Here is a 12,619-nt window from a genome sequence, read left to right as displayed (position 1 = left end):
ATCTTTTTTAAAAATGATGAAAATAATAAAATAAATACTAAATATCAATTATTGCAGCTAGATCAAGTATAATATTATTAACCAAATTTGAGGAGAAATTTAAAAGCTCTACTTCTTATTAATTAGGCTGTCCTCTATAAAATCTGCTATAGAAACTGAATCATTTAAATTTAAAATAGGAATATTTACATCTAAATTTTCATCACTAGCCACAGCTATAAAGTTAGATGTCCCATAGTGAGAATTTTTACAAAGCAAATTATTGTCTATGCCTTTTCTATGAACTTCTATTTTAGGATAAATATTATTTTTAAATCCCTCAATCAATATAATATCTAAATTACCAAAAAGAGTAATAATTTCTTCTATAGTTTTTTCCTCTTTTAATGATTGAATCATAGCTAATTTTTTAGAAGATGCAATGATTACATTATCAGCTCCAGCATGACTAAATCTATAGCTGTCCTTTCCCTCTTTGTCTATGTCAAATTTTTTAACATCATATTTTAATGTTCCTACAGTGTAATTCCTGCTTTTAAAAACTTTAATTAGTGATTCAACTAAAGTAGTCTTCCCCATACCGGATTTAGTTGAAATTATGGAAATTACAGCTATATTTTCTTTTTTATTTTTTGAATATAAATTTTCCACTTAAAACATCTCCTGCTTTTATTAATTATATTTAATGTATTATCTATATCAATCATTTTTACTTCTTTCTCTACCTTATACATTCTATTTTTATGTTATTGTATAAGCAAAACTTGAACTTTCTGAATCTCATATCTATAGCGGATTCAAGTTTTGCCCGACTTTCCATAAGATAATTATATATTAATTTTCACCACATACAAGATCCATATTTACGTTGCATTTTCCAGGACTGCCCTTTAACTCAGAATAACTGCCGCCATAGCTGCTTGTACTGAATTAGAACTTTGATCATCCGCAATGCCCGGACAAAGACCTGCAGGAGAATTCTGTGCATATATATTAAGGGCTTCTTCAATCTTACCTGCATCAAGGCAGCAAATCTCTGCTGCCTTTTGAATAGTATAAGATTCAACTCTCTGCTTTAAGAGGAGCTGAAAACCGGTTTTGCATTTAGCTACATTTATGTTAAAGCTGCCCTTCAGTGCAGAAGCCAGGTCATCATTTTAGGGAACCAGTTCAGGCCTGTAATAATGCTATGTATCTAAAATTAGAATAGATCTTATTTTTACTATTCTGTTTTTAAACTAATTATATGATAATTTGAAATTGATTATAGATATTGATTATGATATATTATATTAATAAATGCTTATTAATTTCTGAAAACGATTAGGACAGTATAATTGTAATAAAATTTTTAAAAGAAGAGAGGAACTATGGAAAAGTTTAAAACGGCAGTGATATTAGCGGGCGGAAGAAGCTCACGGATGGGATTTGATAAACAATTTATGAAGATAAATGAAAAAAGATTGCTGAAAATTATGATTGACAAACTAAAAAAGGAATTTGATGATATTATTGTAGTTACAAATAAACCAGAACAGTATACAGGAAGTTACTACAGCATAGTCTGTGATGAAATAAAACAAAAGGGACCATTGAGCGGTATTCATATTGGACTTAAGAAAAGCAACAGCAAGTATGTATATTTTGTAGCTTGTGATATGCCAAATATAAACGTTGATTATATAAGATATATGAAGGAAAAAATAAGAGAATTAGATGTAGATGCGTGTATAACTAGAGTAGGAGACAGGCTGGAGCATTTTAATGCTTTTTATTCTAGAAGTTTAATAAAATATATAGAAAAGCTTCTTTTGGAAAATCATAGGGCTATAGTTTGTTTAACCAATAAGGTTAATACTCTCTATATAGAAGAGCAGGAAGCGAGAAGGTACAGTCCAAACTGGGATATGTTTCTAAACATAAATACTAAAGAAGATTTGGATAGATACATTTCTACAATAAATAACTTTCCAGGACGGCAGACTAATAATTTATAATGAGGTGAATAAAGCTGTGATCAGGAAGTATAATGTACCCAATATGATTTTGATTGGCTCAACTGCTAGAAACAGTGGTAAAACTACTCTTTCAAGTTCAATAATAAGCAAGTATAAATTAATTAGACCAGTAGTAGGATTAAAAGTAACAACTATTCATGACAAAAATAAAAAATGCATACATGGAGGAGAAGGTTGCGGGGTGTGTTCAAGCTTAAAGGAAAATTTTCAAATAACGGAGGAGCTGGACGCATCCAATAATAAAGATACTTCCTTGCTGTTAGCTGCAGGAGCGGATAAGGTTTACTGGCTAAAAACATTGGAAGGTAATATATGTGAAGGATTTGGAGTATTTATTGCCCAAATACCTGAAAATAATATTATAGTATGTGAATCAAATAGCTTGAGAACTGTTGTTAATCCAGGTGTTTTTATTATGATAAAAAATTCTGGAAATTGCCGAATAAAGAAATCGGCAAGTGATGTCATAGATCAAGCTGACATAATTATAGAAAACAATTTCAATGAAAATTTTCAAGAAATACTAAAGAAAATAGATATTATAATAAAAAAATAGTTTAGAAATTCTTATCCTTATATTCAACTGAAATTAATGAATTGTGAATATGGAAATTAGCTCAATAACTTAAGAATAATGATTTGGATCTAATTCTGACAAAAGCTCAAGGTTCTATATGTGTATCCAATTATAATGCTGGTGATCTATCTAAACAGATTTTTTAAGTTAAATAATTACACATATGTTTAGATAATGCATAAAATGGAAATAACTAAATAATAGTATACGTTTTAATAATAATTTATTTAATTGGAGGAAGTGCAGTGGAGAAAAAGAAATATCCTAAAACATGTGATGTGTGCAAATTGTCAGCTATTATGGAACGTGAAAAAATTATAACGAATATGTGCTGCTACGGTTGCCCTAACAGGAAAACAATAAATAAAATAACTCAAAAATACTGTGAGAAAATAAGTTCATAGATGTCAAGAACAGGTAAATAGGATGGTAAAGAGAGAAAAGTACTCTTTCATAAGGAGGAGTGCTTTTTTATTTTACACGAAAATTCGAATATATTTTTATACATTAGAAAATAATATTAAAAGTTGTCATTTTTAAAGCAGCAATTAAAAACTATAAAAGGGGAGAAAATATAAAATTGAAGAAAAATATATTTATAAGAATAATAAGTATGCTTATTATTTTAATTAGTGTTACAGGATCTTTTAATAGAGGTGCAGAAGCTTCTCAAAGTGGGTGAACCTTCTAAAGAAGAAGGAAAGAACATATTAAAAAGAAGCCGCCGGCTGCAGTGTAATAAAAAATATACGGAGGCAATAGAGGGATATAATATGATTTTATCCAATCCGCATTTGCCAATATATGTTGTAAATGAAGCTAAAGTGTGTAAACTGCTGGCAGAAGAAAAGCTACCGGTTTTAAAAAATTACTCCTTTTTACCTGAGTATGTACATATTGCCGAAGACGGGAGAAGTTATTATAAAAATAATAAGTGCAGTTATATTTTATATGGGGAATACAGCCCCTTTAAAAAATATTTCAATCATCAACAGGACTGGGTTTATATACAATCTCCAAGTTTTAAATTTGATAAAAATGGAATACCTATGGTAAAATATGATGAAAAATTTTATTATAATGCAGTTACTATATGTCAGTACGCACTTCATCTGTATGATAAATATATGGATGGACAAGATAATAAAGATAAATTTTTAAATATAGTAGATTTTTTGATAAAGAGTATAAAAGAGGACGGGTCTTTAAGGTATGAATTTAAATACAATCATTATGAGTGTTTAAATGAAGGATGGGCCTCCAGTATGTCACAGGGTCAAGCTTTAAGTGTATTTGCCAGAGCTTATCATATAACTGAAGATCATAAATATGTAAAATCAGGCCAGAAGGTATTGAGATATCTTTTAACACCAATTTCAGAGGGGGGGGTAATGGATAATTTAGGCACCTTGGATAAAAGACTTAAAAATAAAATATTTTTTCAGCAGTATATAAATTCCACATCCACTTATACATTGAATGGGCATATATTTACTTTAATGGGCCTTTATGATTGGAGCAGTGTACGTTGCCTGGGAAATATGCATTATTCTAATACAGCTAAAAGATACTGGAATAAAGGACTTGAAACTTTGAAATATATATTGCCCTATTATGATATGGGAAATTTCACATCTTACGATTTGAACTATATGGTAAAAAGTTCAGTGCCCAGCAGTTCTGACTTCTATCATGCAGTCCATATAGAACAGATGAATGTACTTTATGATATAACAAAAGAAGAATATTTCAAAAACATGAGAGATATGTGGATTTCATATGTTAAGAAGTGATTTTAACATACTTTAAAAATTACTCAGGGTGGTTTAAAATTATAGTAATAAAAGAGGTGTGTTTTTATGAAAAAAAATCTTCTGAGTATTGATTGGGATTATTTTATTCCAATAAAAGAGAGCTGGTATGGTTCCTATATTGAGAATAGAAGAAATAATGTTATTATGTGGTATAGAAGATATTTTGAAGACAAAAAAAAGGGAATTAATATAGAAAAATCAGTTAAAACGGGAAGAGAACTGATAGGATTCTGGAATGTAATCAAAGAGCATTTTATCATAAAAAAGAAGGCTAAAGTATATGTATCTGATTCACATAAATTTTCCTATTATATAGAAGAAAATAGTAATCGTGGTGAAGTAATAAATTTTGATGCTCACTCTGATCTGGGATATGGAGGAATTAAATCACTTGATTTTGAATTGAACTGTGCTAACTGGCTTGGAAAGCTGTTGAAGAATGAGGTGGTAAATAAGGCTAGTATAGTTTACAGTCCTTATACTCATGAAAGCAAAGATGAATTTAAGGAAATAAATCAGATTTTTAATGTAAAATATCCTCAAATAGAAGATCTTAAAGATAAAACAGCTATTGATTATATCCATATATGCAGATCGGGAAGCTGGACTCCGCCTTGGCTGGACTGTAAATTCTATGAATTTATAAAAGATTTGAATATGCCCTATAAAGTAGTAAAATGTCCTAAGCGGAACTGGAATCCTGAAGGTCTTACTCTTTCTGATAAGATATATATAACACTTTAATATAATTTCAAAAATTAAAAAGAGGGAAAGCCATAGGAGGGTTAATAATATGGTTGAAAACTTTGAAGTAAAAAATAAAAAAAATAGAACTCTAAGAGGAATTATAAACAGACCTGAAATAGAGGGTAAGGTACCGTGTATAATTTTTTGCCATGGGTTTATGGGAAATAAAGTTGGCCATAATTTTATGTTTGTGAAAATAGCTAGAATTTTAGAAAAACTGGGAGTGGCTTCTATTAGATTTGATTTTGCCGGCAGCGGTGAAAGCGATGGGGATTTTAAATATGTAACTATATCTGAAGAAGCTGAGGATTGTAGTGTGATACTGAAATTTTCCAGTTCCCTTGATTATATAGATAAAACAAATATGAACATTTTAGGATTTAGCATGGGTGGGGCAATTGCCGTAATAACTGCATCTAATTATTCGGATATGATTAAAAATTCTATACTTATAAGCCCTGCATTTAATATGTATGATATATTTATCAATGAAATAAAAGGAGACAGGCTGTATGAATTTTTAAATAAGGGATATATAAATTTTGAAAATAATGAACTTGATAAAAAGGCTATAGAGGATGCATCTGACTATAACTTTTTTAATTGCTTAAAAAATATAAATGGAAATGTACTCATACTTCATGGTACAGATGATGAGTCAGTGCCGCCGCTGTATTCTAAAAAAATTGAAAGATTATTGGGAAACAAAGCCTTGCTGCAATTTATTACGGGAGCAGATCACTGTTATTCAAGTCCATTTTATTATCAGCAGCTTGTGCAAAAAATAGTTTGTTTTACCAAAAAACATATATTATATTAGGTTTATTTATTCTTTACTCCCAGGATCACTGGAAGTAAAGAATATGGTTATATTGTAAACCGATAGATTATTTTTTGTAAAAATTCTTTATGGCAGTGCACACAAAGTCAACTTCATCTTCTGTTATTTCAGGATATATTGGAAGTGCAAGTATTTCCTTTGACACTTTTTCAGCTACAGGAAAATCCCCTTCTTTGTATCCTAAATAATTAAAACATTTTTGAAGATGAAGCGGAATTGGATAATATATACTGGTACCCACATTATTTTGTTTTAAATATGCTGCCAGTTCATCCCTGCTTTCTGCCAATATGTTAAATACATAGTATACTGATTTTTGTTCTCCCTTTATTCCAGGTATTTTTACATATTCACAGTCATTAAGTCTTTCTTTATACCAATTTGAGACCTTCAATCTTTTTTCTATAGATTTATCTAAATGCTTTAATTTAACTGACAATACAGCAGCCTGTATGGTGTCAAGTCTTGAATTATAACCCAGATAATCATAATGATATTTTTTAGAGGCCCCATGAACTCTAAACATTTTTGCCATTTCTGCCAGTTTGGCATCATTTGTAACTATCATTCCTCCATCACCATAACCGCCTAGTGTTTTAGTGGGGAAAAAGGAGAATATGCCCATATCACCAATGGTACCGGAATGTTTATATACAATACCATTGTCTCCTTTCCATCTCATGCCAAAAGCTTCTGCGGCATCTTCAAGTACACGTAAATTGTTTTTAGAAGCCAAATCCATTATTTTATCCATGTCTGACATCTGGCAGAATAAATGTATAGGGAGTATACCTGCCGTATTGGGGTTTATTTTTTCCTCGATTTTATTGGCATCTATATTAAAGGTAGTTTCATCTATGTCTACAAAGACAGGTTTTGCATTATGCCTAGCTATACAGGAAGCAGATGCAAGAAAAGTAAAGGGTGAAGTTATCACTTCTTTTTTATCTTTAAATCCCAGTATATCAGAAGTTATAATCAGTGCATCTGTACCTGAAGCTACAGAAATTGCATATTTGGCTCCTGTATATTTTTTTATGGCATCTTCAAAGTCTGTAACTTCTTTTCCCATTATAAAACTTCCGCTGTTTATAACAGATTGTATTGCCTTATCAAATTCATCTTTCTTTTCAGAATATTCCCTTGTAGGGGTAAAAAATTTAACTTCCATTATATATTACCTCACTTTCTCTACAGCTTTTATAAGTTCCTGTGCCACATATTCAGCGTCTTCCGGTAAAAGAGTTGAATAGAGAGGAAGAGTTATCTCATTGACATATTGTGAATATGCATTTGGATAATCATTTATGGAATATCCAAGTTTTTTATATGCTGTAAACATTGGAAGAGGTGTAAAATGTACATTGGTTGCAATATTCTTTTCTGCCAGAGTTCTTATGACTTCATTCCTCTTTTCTTCCTTAAAACCCCTTAATCTAAGTGGATATAAATGATAGGAGGTTACTTTATCATCATTTTTTTCAAAAGGAATTATGGCCCAATCTTTGCCTTTTAATGCATTGGTGTATATATCAAATATTGTCTTACGCTTTTTCAACATATTTTCGTATCTGGAAAGCTGTACCAGACCTATTGCTGCATTTATATCAGTCATATTGCATTTGGCTCCAGTGAATAATACATCATATTTCCATGCACCTGCCTGTGTTTTTGAAAGGGCATCCTTGGATTGACCATTAAGGGACATTAATTTTAAATCTTTTAAAAGATCCTTTTTACCAAATAAATGGTTATTGTTAAAAGTTACCGCACCACCTTCAGCTGTAGTTAAATTCTTTACAGCATGAAAGGAAAATACATGGGCGTCAACCTGACTTCCTACCTTCTTACCCTTGTAGGCTGCACCAAAGGCATGGGCGGAGTCAGATACCAGAAGTATATCTTTACGATTTTTAGCCTTTAAAACCTCATGAATGGCATCATAATCAACAGGTACTCCTGCAAAATCCACAGAATATATGGCCTTTGTATTTGGTTTTATAGCATCATATAATTTATCCGGATCAATTAGAAAATCATCCTTTTTTACATCTACAAAAGTAGGCAGTATTCCGCGGTGAATAGATGCACTGGCAGTAGAAGTATAAGTATAAGGAGTGGTTATCACATCGTCTCCGCTTTTTATATGGAATACCTGAAGCAGAATTTCAAGACCTGCAGTGGCATTTGCCAATGCTATGGCATGATTTGTACCACAATATTCAGCTATCTTTTCTCCAAATTCAGCAGTTTTTGGTCCGGAAGTTATCCAGCCGGATCTTAGAACATTTACTACTGCATTGATTTCAGCTTCAGTAATATCTGGAGGAGAAAAGGGAATTTTTTTATTCATAAATATCAAATCCTTTCTATATTTTAATCTTTTATACCCTTAAAAAAGCCAGTATCTTTTGTTATATAAATATATCCATTTTTGTTTATCTCAGACTGCAAAAAATTTTTAAGATTTTGAATCTTGGTTTCGTCAAGTGTATTTTTAGTATTGCCTGGCATTGAAAATATATAATCTATAAGAGGTTCAGAAGAGGTTACTTTTAAATTATCACTATACCTTTTTAAAGTTACATCTTTAAACCACTTTGAAACTTCAGCAAGTCCGTTTTCAAGCTGAAAATTTTCTGTAAGATTCCAGCTGTCTGTTGTTATACCCTGGGAATTAAATTTTTTAACAATATCTCTCATTTCTTTCATGTGATTTTTCCCAACTGTAGAGGCATAAAAATATCCATTGGGTTTTAAAACCCTATAGATTTCTGAAAAAGCCTTATCCTTGTCAGCCACATGATAGAGCATATGGTTGGCAATTATTACATCAAAACTGTTTTTGCTGTAAGGAATATCCTGTACGTCTACCAATTTAAATGTAAATCTTTTTAAACTGAGATTTTTTTTAGCATCTTCCAACATTCCAGGGGAAAAATCAGTAAGGGTTATATCCCATCCCCTTGGAATCTTATCTGAATTTTTTGCCCATAGTTCACCGTCTCCACAGCCCAGTTCCAATATACGAGCCTTGTCTGGAAGGGTTAATTGATTGAAAAACCAGCTCATCCAGCCCTGCTTGTTGGTACTGAAAAGTTCATGCATTCTTATTCTTGCTTTTAAATTAGAGGCATTTTCATATTGTTCTATCCATTTTTGATCTATGTTTATTGCATTTATTATATTTATAAACTTATTCCAATTTAATTCTCTATTATGGTTTAGCATATGGACAGCTTCTTCTATAGACTTTATTACAGTTTCAATATGATATATTTTTCCTTTCATTATTTCTTTTTGTATTTCAAGAGATTTCTTTAAATCATTATGATTTACATCATAATTCATTATTCTGGAAATATCCTGAAGGGAAAGTCCTATAAATTTAAGTGTCAGTATTTTTTGCAATTTACCAAAGTCCTCTAAATTGTACAACCTATGCCCGGATTGATTATAAGAACAAGGTTTTAAAAGTCCTATTTTATCATAATACCGTAGAGTTCTTAAAGTAACACCAGATTTTTTGGCAAAATTACCTATAGTAACTAAATTAGGTTTTGGGTCAGACATAACAATATCACCTCTACCTAAATTATTGTATCACATTACGTAAGGTAAGGGTCAATACTTTATTTTATATTTATTTATATGGGATTGCAAAATAATTCGTCAAAAATTCGTCAAAAAAATTTAAAATAAATTTTTAGTTAATGTTTTTAGAGCATTATTTTTTGCTTGGTGCTTACCTTAGGAAGTAAAAAAACATATACTTTATAAAAAATAAGTAAGATTTAATTGGAATTAAGGGGATAGATTAGTCTCATTTATGGTATAAGATAAATATAATAAATAAGTGATAATAACAAATACGATTTTATTATATTTCTGTACTGTATGGAGGAAAAAAATGAAATTTATAATAGATAACAAAGTATATGATACTGAAAAATCTGAAAAGATTATAAAATACACAAAGCAATATCCATTGGAAGGTCCTTTAGGTTTTATAATAAATCCTAGGTACGATACTGTTTTATATAGAACCAGAAAAGGCAATTGGTTTTCAGTAGCTATGAAAAATTTTGATAAGAAAATAGCATACAAAGAAACTAATGATACAGTGAAAAAATTGTTTAAAAGTCTAGATGAAGTTGAACTATATAATAAACATTTTGGCACTTTAGAAGAAGCATAATAATGATTTAGAGTACCAGAGAATCTGGTACTTGTTGCCATCTTTTTATTTTAGCAGGATATTATCATTGTTTGTAGAAATTCATATAGATATAAAAGTTTAGGAGGGAATAATGATAATGGATAAAGAGAATTTAAAGCAAGAAATATTAGACATATTAGAAAAACATAATTACATAAGTGGATTAAGCGAATGCCCAATGACTACTTTAAAATTTCTTTTAAAAATAGATGATGTTTCTATAATTTATGATGATTTATGTGAACTTCAAGAAGAAGATAAGGTAATAAAAAGTTTTGAACCATCTGCTGGAGATTTGAACCAGAAAATTAATGCGTCAAGATGGTATTTAAAACAACAGGGAAAAGAAGAAAACCTTAATAGTATAGATTAGTTTCTATGCTATTTTAATTAAATAATTAGAGACCTTAAAGAGCCTTAAGTAGGCTCTTATTTTTATATGGAGGAATATATGAAATTAAAGAGAAAATTTTGTTATAAAAATTAAAAAAATATAAGGTAAGATGCAATAAACTTTTTAAAATTATATAGTATCTTATATAATAATTGCATAAACTATAACATAATAAAAGTGAAAGAGAAAGTTACAATGTTAGATAAATAAAGGCTTATTATTGAACATACACGAAATATATGGTAATATCAAATAAAAGTATTGTGGAATTTTAATCTGTGTTTTTAAAATAAAAAATTTGCTAAAATATGAATAAGTCTTAGAAAAGGAAGGGTACTTAATGGAATATAACAATAATTCATCAAATTTTATTGGGAATATAATTGCAGAGGATTTAAAATCAGGTAAATATAAGAAGGTAATAACTAGATTTCCTCCGGAGCCAAATGGATATTTACATATAGGTCATGCCAAATCCATAGTTTTAAACTTTGGTTTGGCAGATGAATTTAATGGAAGAACTAATTTGAGATTTGATGATACCAATCCTTCAAAAGAGGATACGGAATATGTGGATTCAATAAAAGAGGATGTGAAGTGGCTTGGGTATGATTGGGAGGAGTTACATTTTGCATCCAGCTATTTTGATCAGATGTACAAATATGCATTGATTTTAATAAAAAAGGGAAAGGCATATGTATGTGATTTAACACCGGATGAAATAAGAGAATATAGGGGAACTTTAACGAAGCCAGGGAAAGAAAGTCCTTATAGAAATAGGACAGTAGAGGAAAATATTAAATTATTTGAAAAGATGAAAAATGGAGAATTTGAAGATGGAGCAAAAGTTTTAAGAGCTAAAATTGATATGTCATCACCAAATATAAATATGAGGGATCCGGTATTATACAGGATAGCTCATGCACATCATCATAATACAGGAGATAAGTGGTGCATATACCCTATGTATGATTTTGCACATCCCCTGGAGGATGCAATAGAGGGAGTTACTCACTCTATTTGTACACTTGAATTTGAAGATCATCGTCCACTTTATGAATGGATTATACAGGAGTGTGAAACAGAGAATAAGCCTAAACAAATAGAATTTGCCAGATTGAATATGACAAATACTGTTATGAGCAAGAGAAAACTTAAAAAACTTGTAGATGAAAATTTTGTAGATGGATGGGATGATCCGCGTATGCCAACTATTGCAGGACTTAGAAGAAGAGGATTTACTCCGGAATCTATCCGCAGGTTTTGCAGGGAAATTGGGGTGGCGAAGGCCAGCAGTGTAGTCGACTCCCAAATGCTGGATTACTTTTTAAGAGATGATCTTGAAAAAAAAGCATTAAGAACTATGGCTGTTTTAAATCCACTAAAAATTATAATAACTAATTATCCGCAGGATAAAACAGAAACTTTTAAAATTGAAAATAATCCGGATGATCCTTCAGCAGGAACTAGGGAGGTTCCCTTTTCAAGAGAAGTATATATTGAACAGGAAGACTTTATGGAAAATCCACCTAAAAAGTATTATAGGTTATTTCCAGGAAATGAGGTTAGATTAAAAGGTGCATATTTTATAAAATGCAGTGAAGCAATTAAGGATGAAAGTGGAAATATAATTGAACTGCACTGTACCTATGATCCGGCGTCAAAAGGCGGCAATAGTCCGGATGGAAGGAAAGTAAGAGGTACAATTCATTGGGTAAATGTAAATACCGCAATTTCAGCAGAAATAAGATTGTATGAACCATTGATTTTAAATGAGGCTGGAGAAGAAAATGATTCTTTTTTAGATAATGTGAATCCCAAATCCCTTCAAATCTTAAATGGATTTTTGGAGCCTGACATGAAAGAGGCAAAACCTGGAGAAAAGTTTCAGTTTTTTAGGCATGGGTATTTTAATGTAGATCCAAAAGACACTGAAGATGAGAAACTGGTATTTAATAGGATAGTATCTCTTAAGAGTTCTTTTAAAATCAAGTAAGTTTTATGATGAA

Annotated in this window: 13 protein-coding genes; 9 read left to right on the top strand and 4 right to left on the bottom strand. The window is 30.5% G+C overall.

Annotated elements, in window-relative coordinates; all coding sequences use genetic code 11:
- Positions 1-108: 108 nt before the first annotated feature.
- Entirely contained in the window at positions 109-651 is a 543-nt protein-coding gene (gene mobB, locus ACYUJ6_RS11465) for a molybdopterin-guanine dinucleotide biosynthesis protein B (protein ID WP_461842917.1), read from the bottom strand.
- Between the two features lie 719 nt (positions 652-1,370).
- On the opposite strand from mobB, the gene mobA reads away from it, so the two are divergent.
- From mobA to ACYUJ6_RS11435, 6 genes are all read left to right on the top strand, one after another.
- On the top strand, positions 1,371-1,997 hold the full coding sequence (gene mobA / locus ACYUJ6_RS11460; RefSeq protein WP_461842916.1) for a molybdenum cofactor guanylyltransferase: 627 nt from the start codon (positions 1,371-1,373) through the stop codon (positions 1,995-1,997).
- Between the two features lie 16 nt (positions 1,998-2,013).
- Positions 2,014-2,574, top strand: coding sequence for a hypothetical protein (locus ACYUJ6_RS11455; protein WP_461842915.1), 561 nt, complete (start codon positions 2,014-2,016; stop codon positions 2,572-2,574).
- A 266-nt stretch (positions 2,575-2,840) separates the two neighbouring features.
- On the top strand, positions 2,841-2,999 hold the full coding sequence (locus tag ACYUJ6_RS11450) for a hypothetical protein (protein WP_461842914.1): 159 nt from the start codon (positions 2,841-2,843) through the stop codon (positions 2,997-2,999).
- A 270-nt stretch (positions 3,000-3,269) separates the two neighbouring features.
- Positions 3,270-4,388, top strand: a complete 1,119-nt coding sequence (locus ACYUJ6_RS11445) for a D-glucuronyl C5-epimerase family protein (RefSeq protein WP_461842913.1) — start codon at positions 3,270-3,272, stop codon at positions 4,386-4,388.
- Positions 4,389-4,454: 66 nt separating this feature from the next.
- Positions 4,455-5,153, top strand: coding sequence for an arginase (locus ACYUJ6_RS11440; RefSeq protein ID WP_461842912.1), 699 nt, complete (start codon positions 4,455-4,457; stop codon positions 5,151-5,153).
- A 1-nt stretch (position 5,154) separates the two neighbouring features.
- A complete protein-coding gene (locus ACYUJ6_RS11435; protein WP_461845495.1) occupies positions 5,155-5,976 on the top strand; it encodes an alpha/beta hydrolase family protein in 822 nt (273 codons plus the stop codon).
- 67 nt (positions 5,977-6,043) lie between these two features.
- On the opposite strand, the gene ACYUJ6_RS11430 is transcribed toward ACYUJ6_RS11435, so the two are convergent.
- From ACYUJ6_RS11430 to ACYUJ6_RS11420, 3 genes are read right to left on the bottom strand one after another with little or no spacing between them, the layout of a single operon-like run.
- Positions 6,044-7,168 carry a DegT/DnrJ/EryC1/StrS family aminotransferase gene (locus ACYUJ6_RS11430; protein WP_461842911.1) on the bottom strand — a complete coding sequence of 375 codons (1,125 nt, stop codon included), beginning with the start codon at positions 7,166-7,168 and terminating at the stop codon, positions 6,044-6,046.
- Positions 7,169-7,174: 6 nt separating this feature from the next.
- Positions 7,175-8,350 carry a DegT/DnrJ/EryC1/StrS family aminotransferase gene (locus ACYUJ6_RS11425; protein ID WP_461842910.1) on the bottom strand — a complete coding sequence of 392 codons (1,176 nt, stop codon included), beginning with the start codon at positions 8,348-8,350 and terminating at the stop codon, positions 7,175-7,177.
- A gap of 23 nt (positions 8,351-8,373) precedes the next feature.
- Positions 8,374-9,570 (bottom strand): methyltransferase domain-containing protein, encoded by a 1,197-nt coding sequence (locus ACYUJ6_RS11420; protein WP_461842909.1) that lies wholly within the window; start codon positions 9,568-9,570, stop codon positions 8,374-8,376.
- 337 nt (positions 9,571-9,907) lie between these two features.
- Between ACYUJ6_RS11420 and ACYUJ6_RS11415 the strand changes: the two genes are divergently transcribed.
- The 3 genes from ACYUJ6_RS11415 to ACYUJ6_RS11405 all read left to right on the top strand — a co-directional run bounded on the left by ACYUJ6_RS11415 (position 9,908) and on the right by ACYUJ6_RS11405 (position 12,606).
- Positions 9,908-10,195 (top strand): hypothetical protein, encoded by a 288-nt coding sequence (locus ACYUJ6_RS11415; RefSeq protein WP_461842908.1) that lies wholly within the window; start codon positions 9,908-9,910, stop codon positions 10,193-10,195.
- Positions 10,196-10,313: 118 nt separating this feature from the next.
- On the top strand, positions 10,314-10,589 hold the full coding sequence (locus tag ACYUJ6_RS11410; RefSeq protein WP_461842907.1) for a hypothetical protein: 276 nt from the start codon (positions 10,314-10,316) through the stop codon (positions 10,587-10,589).
- Positions 10,590-10,950: 361 nt separating this feature from the next.
- Positions 10,951-12,606, top strand: coding sequence for a glutamine--tRNA ligase/YqeY domain fusion protein (locus ACYUJ6_RS11405; protein WP_461842906.1), 1,656 nt, complete (start codon positions 10,951-10,953; stop codon positions 12,604-12,606).
- Positions 12,607-12,619 lie beyond the last annotated feature (13 nt).

It is taken from the genome of Clostridium sp. JNZ X4-2 (assembly GCF_054889485.1).
This window is presented reverse-complemented; position numbering and strand designations above follow the sequence as displayed.

Excerpts from the sequence above, each read along its gene's own strand:
- mobA (WP_461842916.1), top strand. The coding sequence starts at position 1,371 with ATGGAAAAGTTTAAAACGGCAGTGATATTAGCGGGCGGAAGAAGCTCA.
- ACYUJ6_RS11440 (WP_461842912.1), top strand. The coding sequence starts at position 4,455 with ATGAAAAAAAATCTTCTGAGTATTGATTGGGATTATTTTATTCCAATA.
- ACYUJ6_RS11430 (WP_461842911.1), bottom strand. The coding sequence starts at position 7,168 with ATGGAAGTTAAATTTTTTACCCCTACAAGGGAATATTCTGAAAAGAAA.
- ACYUJ6_RS11425 (WP_461842910.1), bottom strand. The coding sequence starts at position 8,350 with ATGAATAAAAAAATTCCCTTTTCTCCTCCAGATATTACTGAAGCTGAA.
- ACYUJ6_RS11420 (WP_461842909.1), bottom strand. The coding sequence starts at position 9,570 with ATGTCTGACCCAAAACCTAATTTAGTTACTATAGGTAATTTTGCCAAA.
- ACYUJ6_RS11415 (WP_461842908.1), top strand. The coding sequence starts at position 9,908 with ATGAAATTTATAATAGATAACAAAGTATATGATACTGAAAAATCTGAA.
- ACYUJ6_RS11410 (WP_461842907.1), top strand. The coding sequence starts at position 10,314 with ATGGATAAAGAGAATTTAAAGCAAGAAATATTAGACATATTAGAAAAA.
- ACYUJ6_RS11405 (WP_461842906.1), top strand. The coding sequence starts at position 10,951 with ATGGAATATAACAATAATTCATCAAATTTTATTGGGAATATAATTGCA.